General features: G+C 61.9%; 16 protein-coding genes and 2 tRNA genes. 2 read left to right on the top strand and 16 right to left on the bottom strand.

The annotated features are described in order from the left end of the window. Positions 1–36 precede the first annotated feature (36 nt). The 8 genes from RTH46_RS20210 to rlmE form a co-directional block, all read right to left on the bottom strand. Positions 37–113 (bottom strand) — tRNA-Met (locus RTH46_RS20210). 98 nt (positions 114–211) lie between these two features. After that, positions 212–297 (bottom strand) — tRNA-Leu (locus tag RTH46_RS20215). A 20-nt stretch (positions 298–317) separates the two neighbouring features. Beyond that, on the bottom strand, positions 318–710 hold the full coding sequence (secG, locus tag RTH46_RS20220; RefSeq protein WP_011532138.1) for a preprotein translocase subunit SecG: 393 nt from the start codon (positions 708–710) through the stop codon (positions 318–320). Between the two features lie 3 nt (positions 711–713). Further along, positions 714–1,469: a triose-phosphate isomerase gene (tpiA, locus tag RTH46_RS20225; protein ID WP_153784944.1), complete on the bottom strand. Its 756-nt coding sequence runs from the start codon at positions 1,467–1,469 to the stop codon at positions 714–716. A 65-nt stretch (positions 1,470–1,534) separates the two neighbouring features. Further along, positions 1,535–2,875 carry a phosphoglucosamine mutase gene (glmM, locus tag RTH46_RS20230; protein ID WP_153784945.1) on the bottom strand — a complete coding sequence of 447 codons (1,341 nt, stop codon included), beginning with the start codon at positions 2,873–2,875 and terminating at the stop codon, positions 1,535–1,537. 16 nt (positions 2,876–2,891) lie between these two features. After that, positions 2,892–3,743, bottom strand: coding sequence for a dihydropteroate synthase (gene folP, locus RTH46_RS20235; protein ID WP_316906422.1), 852 nt, complete (start codon positions 3,741–3,743; stop codon positions 2,892–2,894). A gap of 8 nt (positions 3,744–3,751) precedes the next feature. Beyond that, positions 3,752–5,659 carry an ATP-dependent zinc metalloprotease FtsH gene (gene ftsH / locus RTH46_RS20240; protein ID WP_316906423.1) on the bottom strand — a complete coding sequence of 636 codons (1,908 nt, stop codon included), beginning with the start codon at positions 5,657–5,659 and terminating at the stop codon, positions 3,752–3,754. A gap of 203 nt (positions 5,660–5,862) precedes the next feature. After that, positions 5,863–6,489 carry a 23S rRNA (uridine(2552)-2'-O)-methyltransferase RlmE gene (gene rlmE, locus RTH46_RS20245; protein WP_153784947.1) on the bottom strand — a complete coding sequence of 209 codons (627 nt, stop codon included), beginning with the start codon at positions 6,487–6,489 and terminating at the stop codon, positions 5,863–5,865. Positions 6,490–6,591: 102 nt separating this feature from the next. Here rlmE and RTH46_RS20250 point away from each other — a divergent pair, with 102 nt between their 5' ends. Beyond that, positions 6,592–6,900 (top strand): YhbY family RNA-binding protein, encoded by a 309-nt coding sequence (locus tag RTH46_RS20250; RefSeq protein WP_153784948.1) that lies wholly within the window; start codon positions 6,592–6,594, stop codon positions 6,898–6,900. 99 nt (positions 6,901–6,999) lie between these two features. Here the strand turns inward: RTH46_RS20250 and RTH46_RS20255 are convergent, their stop codons facing one another. The 8 genes from RTH46_RS20255 to grpE form a co-directional block, all read right to left on the bottom strand. Next, positions 7,000–7,440 carry an MFS transporter gene (locus tag RTH46_RS20255; RefSeq protein WP_153784949.1) on the bottom strand — a complete coding sequence of 147 codons (441 nt, stop codon included), beginning with the start codon at positions 7,438–7,440 and terminating at the stop codon, positions 7,000–7,002. After that, positions 7,418–7,900, bottom strand: a complete 483-nt coding sequence (gene greA, locus RTH46_RS20260; protein ID WP_178125730.1) for a transcription elongation factor GreA — start codon at positions 7,898–7,900, stop codon at positions 7,418–7,420. The genes RTH46_RS20255 and greA overlap by 23 nt, the downstream gene beginning before the upstream one ends. Next, positions 7,897–11,118 carry a carbamoyl-phosphate synthase large subunit gene (gene carB / locus RTH46_RS20265; RefSeq protein WP_153784950.1) on the bottom strand — a complete coding sequence of 1,074 codons (3,222 nt, stop codon included), beginning with the start codon at positions 11,116–11,118 and terminating at the stop codon, positions 7,897–7,899. Before carB ends, greA begins: the two co-directional genes overlap by 4 nt. Before the next feature lie 106 nt (positions 11,119–11,224). Then, positions 11,225–12,361: a glutamine-hydrolyzing carbamoyl-phosphate synthase small subunit gene (gene carA / locus RTH46_RS20270; RefSeq protein ID WP_153784951.1), complete on the bottom strand. Its 1,137-nt coding sequence runs from the start codon at positions 12,359–12,361 to the stop codon at positions 11,225–11,227. Positions 12,362–12,711: 350 nt separating this feature from the next. Then, on the bottom strand, positions 12,712–13,518 hold the full coding sequence (gene dapB, locus RTH46_RS20275; RefSeq protein WP_316906424.1) for a 4-hydroxy-tetrahydrodipicolinate reductase: 807 nt from the start codon (positions 13,516–13,518) through the stop codon (positions 12,712–12,714). A gap of 13 nt (positions 13,519–13,531) precedes the next feature. Then, positions 13,532–14,656, bottom strand: a complete 1,125-nt coding sequence (gene dnaJ, locus RTH46_RS20280; RefSeq protein ID WP_110995198.1) for a molecular chaperone DnaJ — start codon at positions 14,654–14,656, stop codon at positions 13,532–13,534. Between the two features lie 212 nt (positions 14,657–14,868). Beyond that, positions 14,869–16,794, bottom strand: coding sequence for a molecular chaperone DnaK (dnaK, locus tag RTH46_RS20285; protein WP_316906425.1), 1,926 nt, complete (start codon positions 16,792–16,794; stop codon positions 14,869–14,871). Positions 16,795–16,895: 101 nt separating this feature from the next. Beyond that, positions 16,896–17,450 carry a nucleotide exchange factor GrpE gene (grpE, locus tag RTH46_RS20290; RefSeq protein ID WP_153784953.1) on the bottom strand — a complete coding sequence of 185 codons (555 nt, stop codon included), beginning with the start codon at positions 17,448–17,450 and terminating at the stop codon, positions 16,896–16,898. 182 nt (positions 17,451–17,632) lie between these two features. On the opposite strand from grpE, the gene recN reads away from it, so the two are divergent. After that, positions 17,633–19,306 carry a DNA repair protein RecN gene (gene recN / locus RTH46_RS20295; protein ID WP_316906426.1) on the top strand — a complete coding sequence of 558 codons (1,674 nt, stop codon included), beginning with the start codon at positions 17,633–17,635 and terminating at the stop codon, positions 19,304–19,306. Positions 19,307–19,435 lie beyond the last annotated feature (129 nt).

Raw genomic sequence — 19,435 nt, forward strand, 5'->3', positions numbered from 1 at the left:
TAGCAAAAAGCCCCTGAAAAGGGGCTCCGCTGAAGCTGGTTGCGGGGGCTGGATTTGAACCAACGACCTTCGGGTTATGAGCCCGACGAGCTACCAAGCTGCTCCACCCCGCGACAAAGCTGGGGCGAAAGTATAAGACCGAACCCCCTTGAGGGTCAATCCAACCTCCACCTACAAGAAAGCCCGCTAAAGCGGGCTCTCTTGCTTCAATTGGTACCGAGAAGGGGACTCGAACCCCTACACCCTATGGGCACAACCACCTCAAGGTTGCGTGTCTACCAATTCCACCACCTCGGCAATACTACATTTGAAACCCGTTACTGCTGCTCTTTGGCCGGAGGAGGTACATCACCAGAGTTGGTGGTTTCGCTCTTCTGCTGCTGGAGCACCGGTACATCATCATTGACTGCCGGCTTTTGCTCTTTGACTTCCAGCACTGCTGGATCTGGCAGACCAGCTTGAGTCAGCTGGTGAGCCTGCTGCTTGGCGAAGTATCCTAACCCAAGTGCAGTCAAAAAGAAAGTGGCGGCAAGTATAGCAGTAACTTTACTCAAAAAGGTAGCGGAACCTTGGCTTCCGAACACAGTATTTGAAGCACCTGCGCCGAAAGATGCACCTGCTTCCGCACCTTTACCCTGTTGCAGCAGCACCATTACTACCAGTGCCAATGCCGCCAACAGATGAAAAACAACTACGACTGTTTCCAGCATTGTTCAGTTTCCTGCGGCGCGACAAATTGCACCGAATTCGTCTGCATTCAGGGACGCTCCACCAATGAGCCCCCCATCGATATCCGGCATGCCGAACAGTTCGGCCGCATTGGCCGCCTTCACGCTGCCGCCGTAGAGAAGCTGCACCTTAGCTGCAACTTCGGCGTCCTTCGCCGCCAACTGCTTGCGGATGGCTGCATGCACATCCTGAGCTTGTTGTGGCGAGGCCGTCAAACCAGTACCGATGGCCCATACAGGCTCATAGGCAATTACTGCATTGGCAAAAGCGGCAATACCGAACGCATCGATAACACTGCTTAGTTGACGCCCTACAACTTCAAGCGTCTTGCCTGCCTCGCGCTCTTCGAGAGTTTCCCCTATACAGAGCACTGGCGTCAAACCACTTTTCTGAGCAGCTGCAAACTTTTGATTCAGCACTTCGTCAGTTTCACCAATAATCTGGCGACGCTCGGAATGCCCGATCAGAACATATTTGCAACCAACTTCAGCCAACTGACTCGGTGCAACTTCGCCGGTCAGCGCGCCTTGTTCAGGCTGTACCGCAGAATTCTGTGCGCCGACGGTGATTCCCTTTCCTTCCAGGCCTTTGATCACTTGATCAATGAACAGGGTTGGCGGAAACACCGCGACTTCCACACCGCTTGGCAGGGACATATTGCCCAAGCCCTGAGTCAGCTCAGCGACGCTGGCGCGGGTACCGTGCATCTTCCAGTTACCAGCTACCATGGGGCGACGCATGCTTTACCTCGTCGGTCAAAGTGGGCGCAGATCTTACCCAACCCGATCTGCGCTGGCAAGCCTCTTCAGGCACAAACTTCAGCGACCAGCTTGGCCAGGGCTTCGGCATGGCCGCGCACCTGGTTTTCGTCGTCGCCTTCGACCATCACGCGCACCAGTGGCTCGGTGCCGGACTTGCGCAACAGCACACGCCCGCGACCCGCCATGTCTTCGGTCGCCTTGTCGCTTGCCGCTTGCACCAGCGGGTTCTTCAACGGGTCGCTCTTGCCTGCTTCGAAGCGCACATTGATCAACACCTGAGGGCACTTGCGCACGCCCTGGCGCGCCTGGGCAAGGGTTTCGCCGCGACGCTTGAGGGCCATCAGCACCTGCAGCGCGGCGATGATCGCATCACCGGTGGTGGTGTGGTTGCAGCACACGACATGCCCGGAGTTTTCACCGCCCAGCAGCCACTCGCGCTCAAGCAGTTCGGCCATGACATAGCGGTCACCGACCTTCGCCCGCACGAACGGGATGTCCAGCTCCTTGAACGCCAGCTCCAGGCCAAGGTTGCTCATCAAGGTACCCACCACGCCGCCTTGCAGCTTGCCGCGCTCGTGCAGGTCACGCCCGATGATGTACAGCAGCTCGTCACCGTCGACGATGGCACCGGTGTGATCGACCATCAGCACCCGGTCGCCATCGCCGTCGAAGGCGATACCCAAGTCGGCATGCCCAACCAGCACCGCAGCCTGCAACGACTCGATGTGCGTCGAACCGCAAGCCTCGTTGATGTTCAGGCCATCCGGCGCGGCATGCAGCACCGTCACATCGGCGCCCAGCTCACGGAACACGCTGGGGGCAACCTTGTAGGTGGCACCATGGGCGCAATCCACGACGACCTTGAGGCCTTCGAAACTGGTGCTGGTAGGCACGCTGCTCTTGCAGAACTCGATGTAGCGGCCCGCCGCATCGTTGATGCGCGAGACCTTGCCCAGCTTGCCCGACTCGACGACGGTCATCGGTTGGTCGAGCAACTCCTCGATCATCAACTCGACTTCGTCCGGCAGTTTGGTGCCATTGCCCGAGAAGAATTTGATGCCATTGTCGTCGTGCGGGTTGTGCGACGCACTGATGACGATGCCGGCTTCGGCGTGGAAGGTGCGGGTGAGGTAGGCGATCGCCGGGGTCGGCATCGGCCCGAGCAGCATCACGTCGGCACCGGCGGCAGAAAGGCCGGCCTCGAGCGCCGACTCGAACATGTAGCCAGAGATACGGGTGTCCTTGCCGACCAGTACACGGCAGTGGCCCTGCTTGCGGAAAGCCATGCCCGCGGCCCAGCCGAGCTTCAGCATGAAGTCCGGGGTGATGGGGAACTGGCCAACGCGACCACGGATACCATCGGTACCAAAGTATTTTCTGCTCATAGGGACTCCAGTTTTCTTATTCGGCGCTCTGCACGGCGGCGATCATGCGCACTACATCGACCGTTTCGGCGACATCATGAACGCGCAGGATGCTCGCGCCCTTGGTCATGGCCAGTGCCGCCAGCGCCAGGCTGCCGTAGAGCCGCTCACCTACCGGGCGATCCAGCGTGAGGCCAATCATGCTCTTGCGCGAGACGCCCACCAACAGCGGCCGCCCAAGGCGGTAAAGCGCTTCCATGTGTTTGAACAGGCTCAGGTTGTGCTCAAGGGTCTTGGCAAACCCGAACCCGGGATCGAGGACGATACGATCGGCGTCGATGCCGACCGCCGCACAGGCCGCCATGCGCTGCTCAAGATAGCGCGCGACATCGGCGGTTACATCCTCGTAATGTGGATTGTCCTGCATGTTGCCCGGCTCGCCGCGCATGTGCATCAGGCACACCGGCAACCCTGTGGCGGCAGCCGCATCAAGCGCACCGTCGCGCTCCAGGGCGCGCACGTCGTTGATCAGGCCGGCACCGACGCGGGCCGACTCGCGGATGACTGCGGGTGTCGAGGTATCGACCGAGATGATCACATCAAGGCAGCTGCTGATCGCCTCGACGATGGGCGCCACGCGCTCCAGCTCTTCGAGCGGCGAAACGGCCCGAGCACCGGGGCGCGTGGACTCGCCGCCGACATCGACCAGGGTCGCGCCGGCGGCCACCATCGCCTCGGCGTGACGCAGCGCTGCGTCGCGCTGGCTGAAGCGCCCGCCGTCGGAGAAGGAGTCGGGGGTGATATTGAGAATACCCATGACATGGGTACGGGACAAATCAAGAACCCGGTTGCCGCAAGGCAACCGGGTCGGGTACTGCTGTGAACTCATGGCTACCCTTAGTGTTGAGCCGCTGGGCCGCCGATCGGCGACTCCGGACGATCACCCTGGGAGGCCTGGTTGCCGGAAGTGCCGGCATCGTTGTCCCAGTCACGTGGTTCACGCGGGGTGCGGCCTGCCATGATGTCGTCGATCTGGTCGGCATCGATGGTTTCGTACTTCATCAATGCTTCGGCCATGGCGTCGAGCTTGTCACGGTTGTCGGTGAGGATCTGCTTGGCGGTGGCGTAGCACTGATCGATGATCGCGCGCACTTCCGAGTCGATCATCTTGGCGGTCTCACCCGACACGCTGGCGTGCTGGCTGCCGGCGCTGCGGCCAAGGAACACTTCGCCCTCTTCTTCCGCGTACATCAGCGGGCCGAGCTTCTCGGACAGGCCCCACTTGGTGACCATGCTCCGGGCGATCTGGCTGGCACGCATGATGTCGTTGGAGGCACCGGTGGTGACGCCATCGAAGCCCAGGGTCATTTCTTCAGCGATACGGCCACCGTACAGCGAGCAGATCTGGCTGATCAGCGCGCGCTTGGACAGGCTGTAGCGGTCTTCTTCCGGCAGGAACATGGTCACACCCAGTGCGCGACCACGCGGGATGATCGACACCTTGTAGACAGGATCATGCTCAGGCACCACGCGACCAACGATGGCGTGGCCGGCTTCGTGATAAGCAGTGTTCTGCTTCTCTTTCTCGGACATGACCATGGTCTTGCGCTCGGCGCCCATCATGATCTTGTCCTTTGCCAGCTCGAACTCCTTCATCTCGACCACGCGCTTGCTGGCGCGGGCGGCGAACAGCGACGCTTCGTTGACCAGGTTGGCCAGGTCAGCACCGGAGAAACCAGGGGTACCGCGAGCAATGACCGCCGGGTTGACGTTCTCGCCAATCGGGACCTTGCGCATGTGGACTTTGAGAATCTGCTCGCGACCACGGATATCCGGCAGGCCGACTACTACCTGGCGGTCGAAGCGGCCCGGGCGCAGCAGCGCCGGGTCGAGCACGTCCGGACGGTTGGTGGCGGCGATGACGATGATGCCATCGTTCATCTCGAAGCCATCCATCTCGACCAGCAACTGGTTGAGGGTCTGCTCACGCTCGTCGTGACCGCCGCCCATGCCGGCGCCACGGTGGCGACCGACGGCGTCGATTTCGTCGATGAAGATGATGCAGGGGGCGTGCTTCTTCGCCTGCTCGAACATGTCGCGCACACGGCTGGCACCGACACCGACGAACATTTCAACGAAGTCGGAACCCGAAATGGTGAAGAACGGCACCTTGGCTTCGCCGGCGATGGCCTTGGCCAGCAGGGTCTTACCGGTACCAGGCGGGCCCACCATCAGCACGCCACGCGGGATACGGCCACCCAGGCGCTGGAACTTGCCCGGGTCGCGCAGGAACTCGACCAGCTCGCCAACCTCTTCCTTGGCCTCGTCGCAACCCGCGACGTCAGCCAGCGTGGTCTTGACCTGGTCTTCGGAAAGCAGGCGCGCCTTGCTCTTGCCAAAGCTCATCGGGCCGCCTTTACCGCCGGCACCGCCCTGCATCTGGCGCATGAAGAACATGAACACGGCGATGATCACCAGGATCGGGAAGCTCGCCACCAGCAACTGAGTCCAGATGCTCTGCTGCTCAGGCTGCTTGCCTTCGACGGTCACATGGTTGTCGACCAGGTCGCCGATCAGGCCGTTGTCGGTGATGGCCGGGCGCACGGTCTTGAAGTTGTCGCCGTCGGTGCGCTTGCCGGTAATGATGTAGCCGTCGACGGTCACGCGCTCGACCTTGCCATCCTTGACCTGCTGGATGAAGTCGGAATAGTTGAGGGTCTGCGGCTCGTTAGGGCTGGAGAAGTTGTTCATCACCGTCACCAGGACGGCGGCGATGATCAACCACAGGATCAGATTCTTTGCCATGTCGTTCAATTCGCTACCCTCTGAGGCCGGCGCACGACGCAGCCGTGCCTCGCATGATATTCATCGCCCTAACTTACTACATTACCTACGCAACCGCAGGCACCGTCTGTAACCCTTTGTGAAAGCTAGACTACACGAAGTTCGGACGATCCAGACGGGGTAGCTGATTGGAATTAACTATCGGCCACCCCGCAGCACGCCTTTCATGCCCCTTTGAAACCCTTGCCCAACAGGTACTGTTCGCGGGAGCGATCCCGCGAGGACGATGGCTTGCGCATCTGCACCTTGTCGAACTTGCTGCGCACGTCCTTCAGGTACATGTCGAAACCTTCGCCCTGGAAGATCTTGATCAGGAAATCCCCACCCGGCTTGAGCACGCGGGTTGCCAGATCCAGGGCCAGCTCACAGAGGAACATGGCGCGCGGCATGTCCACCGCGGGCGTACCACTCATATTGGGGGCCATATCGGAAATCACAAGGTCTACGTGCGAATCGCCGACTGCTTCCAGGATTTGCTGCAACACTTCGTCCTGGGTGAAGTCACCCTGGATGAAGGTCACGTCCGGGATCGAGTCCATCTCCAGGATGTCCGAGGCGATCAAACGACCTTGGCCACCAATCAGACGACTGGTCACCTGCGACCAGCCACCCGGGGCTGCGCCGAGGTCGATCACGCTCATGCCGGGACGGATCAGGCGGTCTTTTTCCTGGATCTCCAGCAGTTTGTAGCTCGCACGGGAGCGGTAGCCATCCTTCTGTGCCTGTTTCACAAAAGGATCGTTGAAATGCTCGCGCAACCAGTTTGCGCTGCTTTTGGAACGTTGTACCACGGGGCACCTCGATGATATGCGTCGTGTTTGACTGGGCGGAGCCAGGGGCCCTCGGGTAAAATGCCCGTCAATTTTACAGAATCAGACGAAAAGGGTCAGATTATGCCGCTCAATAACGAGCAGAAGAAGCAATACAAGTCCATTGGTCATGACCTGAAGCCGGTCCTGATCGTTGCTGGCAACGGTGTTAACGAAGGCGTCGCCGCCGAACTGGAGCGCGCCCTGGTCGATCACGAGCTGATCAAGGTCGAAATCCGTTCGGAAGACCGTGAAGAGCGCGCCGCCGCGATCGCCGAACTGTGCAAGATCGGCCGCGCCGAGCTGGTGCAGACCATTGGCAAGAAAGCCCTGATCTACCGCAAGAACCCACAGCCGAACAAGCAGCTGTCGAATATCCACCGTTTCAAGTGATCGAATCCGCGGGACGTGGGAGCGGGCTTGCCCCGCGAACACCGGCGTAGCTGGTGCCATACACCGCATCGCGGGGCAAGCCCGCTCCCACGATCCCGGTCAGCGGCGAGCCCTGACCGGGACCGGCTGGGCCACCAGGACGATGCCTGAGAAGCCCAGCACCAGGAAGCAGAACATCTGCCAACGCTCACCTACGGAAATCCCGTAGCGCAGCGTGTAGTAGCCGATGCAGGCAGCAAAGCCAAGCAACAGCATCTGCCCTCGGAACTGCCGCCACCAGGCCGCCAGGCCGTCCACCCTCGCCAATACCGCCAGCTGGGTCAACAGCCCGAGCATCGCCACGCCGATCAACCAACGGTCGATCTGCCCGGCCACATCATGCACCAACAACGGCGCAAGGCCACTGACCTTGAGCGCCGGCACCAGCCCCACATGGAACACCCACAGGCCACCGACCCAGAATACCTGGGCCAGTTGCCATAGGATCCCCTCGAGGGATGGCGCCCGCAGGCGCCGGTCAGATGTGCTGGACTTCGACAATCTCGTACTCGACAGTGCCGCTTGGCGTCTTGATGACGACTACGTCACCTTCTTCCTTGCCGATGATGGCCTTGGCGATAGGCGCACCACTCGAGAGCTTGCCTTGCTTCACGTCAGCTTCATCTTCACCGACGATCTGGTATTTCACCCGCTCGTCGGTCTCGGTGTTGGCCAGCTCCACGGTGGTACCGAAGATGACCTTGCCGGTGTGGGCAATAGTGGTCACGTCGATTACCACCGAGTTTTGCAGGCGGCCTTCGATATCACGGATACGCGCCTCGACCATGCCCTGCTCTTCGCGGGCGGCGTGGTATTCGGCGTTTTCCTTGAGGTCACCCAGCTCACGGGCTTCACCGATCGCCTGGCTCAGGCGCGGGCGCTCGGTCTTGCTCAGGAACAGGTGCTCCTCTTCCAGGGCGCGAGCGCCCTGGACGGTCATTGGGTACTTGGTAATGCTCATGCTTTGAGTCCTGCATGCAGATCCTGCAAGCGACGAACGGTCTTTTCCGGACCGAATTTCAGCGCTTCGCAGATGGCTTCACCGGCCGCAATGGTAGTGGTGCAGTAAATCTTGTGCTGCAGCGCATTGCGACGAATCGAGTACGAGTCGGCGATCGACTGACGGCCTTCGGTGGTGTTGATGATCAGCGACACTTCGTCGTTCTTGATCATGTCGACCACGTGCGGACGACCTTCGGTCACCTTGTTGACGCGACGCACCTTCAGGCCAGCAGCTTCGATGATCTTCGCGGTGCCAGCAGTGGCGACCACTTCGAAGCCCAGGGCGATCAGGTCGCGGGCAACGCCAGCCACTTGCGGCTTGTCGTCGTCACGCACGCTGATGAAGGCGGTACCGCCGGTCGGCAGCACTTCGCTGGCGCCCATCTGGGCTTTGGCGAAGGCTTCACCGAAGCTATCACCGACACCCATCACTTCACCAGTGGACTTCATCTCTGGGCCGAGGATCGGGTCGACGCCTGGGAACTTGGCGAACGGGAATACCGCTTCCTTGACGCTGTAGAAGTTCGGGATGATTTCCTGGGTGAAGCCCAGCTCTTTCAGGGTTTTACCGGCCATGACACGGGCGGCGATCATCGCCAGCGAGGTGCCGATGCACTTGGACACGAACGGCACGGTACGCGAAGCGCGCGGGTTGACTTCGATCACGTAGATCTTGTCGCCCTGCAGGGCCAGCTGCACGTTCATCAGGCCGACCACGCCCAGCTCCAGGGCCATCTTCTTGACCTGGTCGCGAACCTGGTCCTGTACGTCCTGGCTCAGCGAGTACGGCGGCAGCGAGCACGCCGAGTCACCAGAGTGAACGCCGGCCTGTTCAATGTGCTGCATGATGGCGCCGATAACCACGTCGGTGCCGTCGCACACCGCATCCACGTCCATCTCGATGGCGCAGTTGAGGAAGTGGTCGAGCAGTACCGGGCTGTCGTTCGACACTTGAACCGCTTCACGCAGGTAGCGCTTCAGCTCGTCCAGTTCGTAGACGATTTCCATGGCACGGCCGCCCAGTACGTAGGACGGGCGCACCACCAGTGGGTAACCGATACCGCCGGCCGCCTTGATGGCTTCGTCTTCGCTGCGCACGGTGGCGTTTGGCGGCTGCAGCAGGTTCAGGCGCTGAACCATCTGCTGGAAGCGCTCGCGGTCTTCGGCGCGGTCGATGGCGTCAGGGCTGGTACCGATGATCGGTACGCCAGCTTCTTCCAGGGCGCGAGCCAGCTTCAGCGGGGTCTGGCCGCCGTAGTGAACGATCACGCCTTTCGGCTTCTCGACGCGGCAAACCTCCAGCACGTCTTCCAGGGTCAGCGGCTCGAAGTACAGACGGTCGGAGGTGTCGTAGTCGGTGGAGACGGTTTCCGGGTTGCAGTTGACCATGATGGTCTCGTAACCGTCTTCACGCAGGGCCAGTGCCGCGTGCACGCAGCAGTAGTCGAACTCGATGCCCTGGCCGATACGGTTAGGGCCACCGCCGAGGATCATGATCTTGTCACGGGTCGACGGGTTGGCCTCGCACTCTTCCTCATAGGTCGAGTACAGGTAAGCGGTGTCGGTAGCGAACTCGGCGGCGCAGGTGTCGACGCGCTTGTACACCGGGAACACTTCCAGCTTGTGGCGGTGACGGCGCAGGTTCTTGTCGGTGATGCCCAGCAGCTTGGCCAGACGCTGGTCGGAGAAGCCCTTGCGCTTGAGGCGCAGCATGTAGTCCTTGTCGATGGCCGACAGGGCCAGGGTCTTGACCTTCTCTTCTTCCTTGATCAGATCTTCCATCTGTACCAGGAACCACAGGTCGATACCGGTCAGCTCGAAGATTTCTTCGATGGTCATGCCCGAACGGATGGCGTCAGCCACGTACCAGATACGCTCGGCGCCCGGCACGGTCAGCTCGCGCTTGAGGATGCCGGCAGCTTCAGGGCTGGCCAGGTCGACTTTCGGGTCGAGGCCGCAGGCGCCGACTTCCAGGCCGCGCAGGGCCTTCTGCAGGGATTCCTGGAAAGTACGGCCGATGGCCATGACTTCACCCACGGATTTCATCTGGGTGGTCAGGCGGGCGTCGGCTTTCGGGAATTTCTCGAAGGCGAAGCGTGGCAGCTTGGTGACGACGTAGTCGATCGACGGCTCGAAGGAAGCCGGGGTGCGGCCGCCGGTGATGTCGTTCTGCAGCTCGTCGAGGGTGTAACCGATGGCCAGCTTGGCGGCGATCTTGGCGATCGGGAAGCCGGTCGCTTTCGAGGCCAGGGCCGAGGAACGCGAAACGCGCGGGTTCATCTCGATCACGACCATGCGGCCAGTGTTCGGGCAGATACCGAACTGCACGTTGGAACCGCCGGTTTCAACACCGATCTCACGCAGCACCGCCAGCGAGGCGTTGCGCATGATCTGGTATTCCTTGTCGGTCAGGGTCTGCGCTGGAGCAACGGTGATCGAGTCACCGGTGTGCACGCCCATCGGGTCGAAGTTTTCGATCGAGCAGACGATGATGCAGTTGTCCTTTTTGTCGCGGACCACTTCCATCTCGTACTCTTTCCAGCCGATCAGCGATTCGTCGATCAGCAGCTCTTTGGTCGGCGACAGGTCCAGACCACGGGTGCAGATCTCTTCGAATTCTTCACGGTTGTAGGCGATACCACCGCCGGTGCCGCCCATGGTGAAGGACGGACGGATGATGCACGGGAAGCCGAGCTTCTCGAGCACCGCGTTGGCCTCTTCCATGCTGTGGGCGATACCGGAGCGCGGGCACTCCAGGCCGATGTCTTTCATGGCCTTGTCGAAGCGCGAACGATCTTCGGCCTTGTCGATGGTGTCGGCGTTGGCGCCGATCATCTCTACGCCGAACTTCTCCAGAACGCCGTGGCGCTCCAGGTCCAGGGCGCAGTTCAGTGCAGTCTGGCCGCCCATGGTCGGCAGTACCGCGTCCGGACGCTCTTTCTCGATGATCTTGGCCACCGACTGCCACTTGATCGGCTCGATGTAGGTAGCGTCGGCCATGGCCGGGTCGGTCATGATGGTGGCCGGGTTGGAGTTCACCAGGATGACGCGGAAACCTTCCTCGCGCAGGGCTTTACAGGCCTGGGCGCCGGAGTAGTCGAATTCGCAGGCCTGGCCGATCACGATCGGGCCAGCGCCGAGAATCAGGATGCTTTTGATGTCTGTACGTTTTGGCATGGTTGTCACTCAAATCCGCGGGTCAGTCGGCAAGCCGTCTTGAACAATCTGGGTCAGGCGCTTCCGGGCGCGGCACACGCCGCCCCGGGGCCTTGCAGCAGGATGCTCAGCGGCGCTTGGCCATGGCATCGATGAAACGATCGAACAGTGGCGCGACGTCGGTCGGGCCTGGGCTCGCTTCAGGGTGGCCCTGGAAGCTGAACGCGCTCTTGTCGGTGCGCTCGATACCCTGCAGGGTGCCGTCGAACAGCGACTTGTGGATGGCGCGCACGTTAGCCGGCAGTGTGGCTTCGTCAACGGCGAAACCGTGGTTCTGGCTGGTGATCATGACCACGCCGGTGTCCAGGTCCTGGACCGGGTGGTTGGCACCGTGGTGGCCGTGGCCCATCTTCACGGTCTTGGCGCCGGAGGCCAGGGCCAGCAGCTGGTGGCCGAGGCAGATGCCGAACACCGGGATCTCGGTGTCGAGGATCTCTTTGATCGCCTGGATGGCGTAGTCGCATGGCTCCGGATCGCCAGGGCCGTTGGACAGGAACACGCCATCGGGGTTGAGCGCGAGCACTTCGCTGGCCGGGGTTTGTGCCGGCACCACGGTCACGCGGCAGCCGCGGGCAACCAGCATGCGCAGGATGTTCAGCTTGACGCCGTAGTCGAAGGCAACCACGTGGTACGGCAGGTCGGCGGCTTCGATGGTCGGGTGGCTGTCGGTTTTCAGCTCCCACACGCTGGAGCGCCACTCGTAGCGTTCCTTGGTGGAAACCACCTTGGCCAGGTCCATGCCTTTCAGGCCCGGGAAGCCGCGGGCGGCGGCGATGGCCTGCTCTTCGGTGATGTTGTCACCGGCGAGGATGCAGCCGTTCTGAGCGCCCTTTTCACGCAGGATACGGGTCAGGCGACGGGTGTCGATGCCAGCGATGGCGACGACATTGTTGGCCTTGAGGTAGTCAGGCAGCGACTGGGTGTTACGCCAGTTGCTGGCCAGCAGCGGCAGGTCACGGATGACCAGGCCGGCGGACCAGACGCGGTTCGACTCGGCGTCTTCCGGCGTGGTGCCGGTGTTGCCGATGTGCGGGTAGGTCAGGGTAACGATTTGCTGGGCATAGGAAGGGTCTGTAAGGATTTCCTGGTAGCCGGTCATAGCAGTGTTGAACACCACCTCACCAACGGTCTGACCGTCGGCACCGATGGCTTCACCGCGAAAAATACTGCCGTCGGCAAGGGCGAGTATGGCTGGCTTTGTCAAGAAGACCTCCCGTAGATCAAGCATGAAAGGGCGATCGCAGGTTGCAAAAAAGCGGAGTGACGTATGGACACGTCACCCCGCTTTCATGTGCTGAATTCAATTCGCTGCGCGCTTTTAGTGGACACACTAAAGCTGTAGCTTACAGAAAAGTGCGTTTTGGGTCTACCGCAGATGTGTCTCTAAAACACATGATTGCGACAAAATCGCTGACTGGACGTGATGGTGATCCGTGGGAGCGGGCTTGCCCCGCGATTGCGCCAGGCCTGCAGGCAACACAGGCCGGGCATACGCATCGCGGGGCAAGCCCGCTCCCACAGAGCTCCTTACCCGCAAAGGCCTGCACCCGCAGATCAATGCAGCTCGAGCACATCCTGCATGTCGTACAGCCCAGGCTCGCGCCCATCCAGCCACAGCGCGGCACGCACCGCGCCCTTGGCGAAGGTCATGCGGCTCGACGCCTTGTGAGTGATCTCCAGGCGCTCGCCTTCGGCGGCGAACAGCACGGTGTGATCACCGACCACGTCACCGGCACGCACCGTGGCAAAACCGATGGTCTTGCGGTCACGGGCGCCGGTCTGGCCTTCACGGCCATAGACCGCCACTTCCTGCAGGTCACGCCCCAGCGCATTGGCGACCACTTCACCCATGCGCAACGCGGTGCCCGAAGGCGCATCGACCTTGTGCCGATGGTGCGCCTCGATGATCTCGATATCCACGTCATCACCCAGCACCCGGGCCGCCATGTCCAGCAGCTTGAGGCTCAGGTTGACGCCCACACTGAAGTTGGCGGCGAAGACGATCGGGATTTCCTTGCCCGCCTCGGCCAACTGCTCTTTCTCTTCCGGCGTGAAACCGGTGGTGCCGATGACCATGGCCTTGCCCGCCTTGCGGCAGAACGCCAGGTTCTTCAGGGTCACCGAAGGGTGGGTGAAGTCGATCAGCACATCGAACTCGTCGACCACCTTGGCCAGGTCGTCGCAGATCGTCACGCCGATGCGGCCCAGGGCCGCCAGCTCACCGGCATCCGCCCCGACCAGCGAGCTGTCGGGGCGATCGATCGCCGCCGTCAGGCCTGCCTGTGGCGCCTGTTGCTGCACCGCCTCGACGAGGGTCTTGCCCATCCGCCCTGCTGCGCCCATCACTGCAATACGTCGCATAGCCTGTTCCTTGTCAGAGATCGCCGAAGAAGCGCTTCACGCCTTCGAACCAGCCACTGGCCTTGGGCGAGTGGGAGCTGTCGCCCTCAAGGGAGGCGCGCAGCTCTTCGAGCAGCTCGCGCTGGCGACGGCTGAGGTTGACCGGGGTTTCCACCGCCACGCGGCACAGCAGGTCACCCGCCGCACCGCCACGCACTGGCGCCACACCTTTGCCGCGCAGACGGAACTGCTTGCCGGTCTGGGTGCCTTCCGGGATCTTCAGCTTCACGCGGCCGTCCAGGGTCGGCACTTCCAGCTCGCCGCCCAGGGCTGCGTCGGTGTAGCTGATCGGCACTTCGCAGTACAGGTGCTTGCCGTCGCGCTGGAAGATCCCGTGCTCACGCACGTTGATCACCACGTACAGGTCGCCGGTCGGGCCGCCATGGGCACCCGCCTCGCCTTCGCCGGACAGGCGAATGCGGTCGCCGGTATCGACGCCAGCCGGCACCTTGACCGACAAGGTCTTGTATTCCTCGACACGGCCTTCGCCATGGCAGGAATTGCAAGGGTCGGTGATGATCTTGCCCTGGCCATGGCAGCGCGGGCAGGTCTGCTGCACCGAGAAGAAGCCCTGCTGCATGCGCACCTGGCCGATACCGCCACAGGTCGGGCAGGTCGACGGGGTCGAGCCCTTCTTGGCACCCGAACCGTCGCACGGCGCGCAGTTGACCAGGGTAGGCACGCGAATGCTGACCGTGGTGCCACGCACCGCTTCTTCAAGGTTCAGTTCGAGGGTGTAGCGCAGGTCGCTGCCGCGCTGAGCGCCGCCACGCGAGCCACCACGGCCGCCACCAAAGAAATCGCTGAAGACATCGCCGAAGATGTCGGAGAAGTTGGCGCCGCCGAAGCCCGCACCACCGCCGCCCATGCTTGGGTCGACGCCGGCGTGGCCGTACTGGTCGTACGCCGCGCGCTTGCTGGCATCGGACAACACTTCGTAGGCCTCGTTGGCCTCCTTGAAGCTGTCTTCCGACGCTTTGTCACCAGGGTTGCGGTCCGGGTGGTACTTCATCGCCAGGCGGCGATAGGCCTTCTTGAGATCACCTTCGCTGGCGCCTCGCTCGACACCCAGGACCTCATAAAAATCACGCTTTGCCATAGGTCATTTGCACTCTTGTGGGCGTTCGGCACACGGTGCGCAATCATTGCGTCGTGCCGTCAGCACCTGCCGCCATACGCGAATGCGCCCAGACAGATGCTGTAAATAATTCTCGTGTTCCAGACACGCCAACGCGGGAGCAAGCCCCCGCGCGGCGACATCCTACCAGCTCACCGGCAAACGCCGCTGAGCTGGCCGACAACATGCAGGCATTACTGCTTGTTGTTGTCTTTCACTTCTTCGAACTCGGCGTCAACCACGTCATCGTGCTTGGCTTCCGGCTCGGCCTGCTGCTGGGCGCCGCCCTGCGGCTGCTCGGCCTGCTCTGCGTACATCTTCTGGGCAACCGGCGCGGAGACCTTGGACAGCTCCTCGACCTTGGCATCGATGGCAGCCTTGTCGTCGCCTTTGACGGCGGCTTCCAGGGCAACCACGGCCGCTTCGATGGCGGTCTTCTCTTCGGCAGTGACCTTGTCACCGGCCTCATTGACCATCTTGCGGGTCGAGTGCACCAGCGCGTCGCCCTGGTTACGGGCAGCGGCCAGCTCTTCGAACTTGCGGTCTTCCTCGGCGTTGGCCTCAGCGTCACGCACCATTTTTTCGATTTCTTCGTCGGACAGGCCGGAGTTGGCCTTGATCACGATCGACTGAGCCTTGCCGGTGGCCTTGTCTTTGGCGCCGACGTGCAGGATGCCGTTGGCGTCGATGTCGAAGGTCACTTCGATTTGCGGCACGCCGCGTGGTGCTGGCGGAATGTCAGCCAGGTCGAACTTGCCCAGCGACTTGTTCTGCGAAGCTTGCTTGCGCTCGCCCTGCAGCACGTGGATGGTCACGGCGCCCTGGTTGTCGTCGGCGGTCGAGAACACCTGCGACTTCTTGGTCGGGATGGTGGTGTTCTTCTCGATCAGCGCGGTCATCACGCCACCCATGGTTTCGATACCCAGGGTCAGCGGGCTGACGTCCAGCAGCAGCACGTCCTTCACGTCACCGGCCAGAACGGCGCCCTGGATGGCGGCGCCCATGGCGACGGCTTCGTCCGGGTTGACGTCTTTACGCGCTTCTTTGCCAAAGAACTCGGCAACGGCCTTCTGTACCATCGGCATACGGGTCTGGCCACCGACCAGGATCACGTCGTCGATCTTGCTAGTTTCGATGCCGGCGTCTTTCAGGGCGATGCGGCATGGCTCGATGGTACGGTTGACCAGGTCTTCGACCAGCGACTCCAGCTTGGCGCGGGAGATCTTCACGTTCAGGTGCTTAGGACCGGTGGCATCTGCAGTGATGTACGGCAGGTTGACGTCGGTCGACTGAGCGGACGACAGCTCGATCTTGGCTTTTTCAGCGGCTTCTTTCAGACGCTGCAGGGCCAGGGGATCGTTCTTCAGGTCCATGCCGGACTCTTTCTTGAACTCGTCGACGAGGTAGTCGATCAGGCGCATGTCGAAGTCTTCGCCACCCAGGAAGGTGTCGCCGTTGGTGGCCAGTACTTCGAACTGGTGCTCACCGTCGACTTCGGCGATTTCGATGACCGACACGTCGAAGGTACCGCCACCCAGGTCATAGACGATGACGGTGTGGTCGCCCTTGCCCTTGTCCATGCCGTAGGCCAGCGCGGCTGCGGTCGGTTCGTTGATGATACGTTTTACGTCCAGGCCAGCGATGCGGCCGGCGTCCTTGGTCGCCTGACGCTGGCTGTCGTTGAAGTAGGCCGGAACGGTGATGACCGCTTCGGTAACCGGCTCGCCGAGGTAGTCTTCGGCGGTCTTCTTCATCTTTTTCAGGACTTCGGCGCTGATCTGCGGCGGAGCCATCTGCTTGTCGGCAGCCTCGACCCAAGCGTCACCATTGTTGGCCTTGACGATCTTGTAAGGCACCAGCTTGATGTCTTTCTGCACGACGTCTTCTTCGAAGCGACGGCCGATCAGGCGCTTCACCGCGAACAGGGTGTTGTGCGGGTTGGTGACCGCCTGGCGCTTGGCCGACTGACCAACCAGGATCTCGCCGTCGTTGGCGTAGGCGATGATCGAAGGAGTGGTACGCGCGCCTTCGGCGTTCTCGATGACTTTGGCGGTGCCGTTTTCCAGCACGGAGACGCAGGAGTTGGTGGTCCCCAGGTCGATACCGATGATTTTGCCCATGTTAACTCTCCCGAAACTTGAATTTGTTCGCAGCGACTAGACCAGACGACTGCGGAAATACTTGAGTGCTTGACACCTAGATGGGGGTACCCAGCAGGATTTCAAGCCTTCTCGTTGATAGAAGGCTGAGGTGCCGCCGGCGCCTTGCTGACCACCACCATGGCGGGGCGCAGCAGACGGCCGTTGAGCAGGTAACCCTTCTGGAACACGTTCAGCACGCTGTTCGGCTCGACCTCGGCGTTTTCCTGCATGGCCATCGCCTGGTGGTGCTCGGCATTGAACGGCTGGCCGTGCGGGTCGATGGCTTCGAGGTTGTAGCGTTTGAGGGTGTCCTGGAACATCTTCAGGGTCAGCTCTACGCCATCACGGATGGTCTTGACCTGTTCGTCTTCGGCACTGGAGTGCGCCAGGGCCAGTTCCAGGCTGTCGATGACCGGCAGCAGGTCGCCAGCGAACTTCTCGAGGGCGAACTTGCGGGCCTTGTCGACTTCCTGCTCGGCACGGCGAATGCCGTTCTGCGCTTCTGCAGCGACACGCAGGGACTGATCCTTGGCGGCGGCCAGCTGCTCCTCGAGTTCCAGAATGCGGGCGTCGGCGGTAGCGGCAACGGCCTCTTCGGGATTCAGGTTCTTTTCATCCAGCTGTTCGTCAGCCATTGGGTATCTCCTCCACAATTTCTGTTGTGCGAGCCAGGCTCGCCGTGTCTTGCCGGCTATATGGGGTCGGAAAAACCAGGTTCAAGGGCTGAGCGGGAAATCCACATTCATCAGCCGGGCATTGTCAGACCAGCAAAAAGCACTGTATAAATATCCAGACCAAACCTTCGGGAGCCGCCCACATGCTGGTGCACCTGTCCATTCACAACTACGCCATCGTCGAACACCTCGACCTCGAACTCGCCCGCGGTATGTCCGTCATTACCGGCGAAACCGGTGCCGGCAAGTCGATCATGCTCGACGCCCTCGGCCTGGCGCTGGGTGATCGTGCCGACAGTGGCGTGGTACGCCCCGGCGCAGACAAGGCAGACATACTCGCCACCTTCGACCTGGTGGACATCCCCGAAGCCCATGGCTGGCTCGCCGAACGCGACCTCGAAAGCGACGGCCCCTGCATCCTGCGCCGGGTGATCACCGCCGAAGGCCGCAGCCGCGGCTACATCAATGGCACACCCTGCCCGCTCGGCGACCTCAAGGCCCTGGGCGAGCTGCTGATCGACATCCACAGCCAGCACGAACATCAGTCCCTGCTCAAAACCGACACTCACCGCCGCCTGGTGGACGAGTATGCCGGCGCCATCGACCTGGCACGCCAGGTACAGCTTGCAGCCAAGCGCTGGAGCCAGACCCGCCAGGAGCTCGAGCGTCTGAGCAATTCCGGCGACGAGCAGCGCGCACGCCACCAACTGCTGAGCTACCAGCTCGAAGAACTGGACAACCTCGGGCTCGGCGAAAACGAGCTGGAGCTGCTAGAGCAGGAACACAAGAACCTGACCAACGCCGAGGCGCTCTTCGGCATCTGCCGCCAGGTCATCGACCAGTGCAGCGAAAGCGACTCGGGCAACGTACTCAGCGCCCTGACCGTCAGCCTCAACCGCCTCACGGCAGTCAGCAATGCGCCCAGAGCCCTGGGCGAGGCGGTCAACCTGATCGCCAGCGCACAAATCCAGGTGGAAGAAGCCGTCGGTGAACTGAACCGCTTCCTCGACAACTTCGATGCCGACCCGCTGCGCCTGCAGGCGCTTGAAGAGCGGCTCGACACTATCTATACCCTCGCCCGCAAGCACCGCGTGCACCCCACCGAACTGCCGCAGTTGCAGCAACGCCTGATGGAAGAGATCGAAGGCCTGAACGCCAGCGATGAATCGATCGAGCGCCTGGGCGAAGAGCTGGCAGCCTTTGCCCAGCACTATAAAGAGCGGGCCCGCGAGCTGAGCGCCCTGCGTGAACAGGCCGCCAAACAGCTGGCCACTGCCGTGGAGCAGGAAATCCAACGCCTGGGCATGCCGGGCGGGCGCTTCTGCATCGCGCTTACCCCCTTCGACAATGGCGACCTCTCACCCCACGGGCTGGAGCAGGTCGAGCTACTGGTCAGCGCCAACCCAGGCCAGCCACTCAAGGCCTTGGCCAAGGTGGCTTCGGGCGGTGAGCTGTCGCGTATCAGCCTGGCGATCCAGGTGATCACCGCACAGACCTCACGCATCCCCACGCTGGTGTTCGACGAAGTGGACGTCGGCATCGGCGGCCCCACCGCCGAGATCGTCGGCCAATTGCTGCGCCGCCTGGGTGAACGCGGCCAGGTACTGACCGTGACCCACCTGCCGCAGGTAGCGGCGCAGGGGCATCACCACCTGTTCGTGCACAAGGTGCGCAACAGCGACACCACCCACACCGCCGTGGCCTGCCTGGCCAAGCGCGAGCGGGTCGAGGAAGTGGCGCGGATGCTTGGCGGCATCGACCTGACCAAAGAGTCCTTGGCCCATGCGCGCAAGATGGTGGTGACCAGCAAAACCTGAGATCGCGCAATCCGTGGGAGCGGGCTTGCCCCGCGATAGCGCCAACAGCAACACAACGCCATCGCGAGGCAAGCTCGCTCCCACGCCACCCTCAACCACATCCCCGAAAGCACAAAGGCGACCCGAAGG

The sequence above is a fragment of the Pseudomonas sp. zfem004 genome (assembly GCF_032621715.1).
GTDB lineage: Bacteria > Pseudomonadota > Gammaproteobacteria > Pseudomonadales > Pseudomonadaceae > Aquipseudomonas > Aquipseudomonas sichuanensis.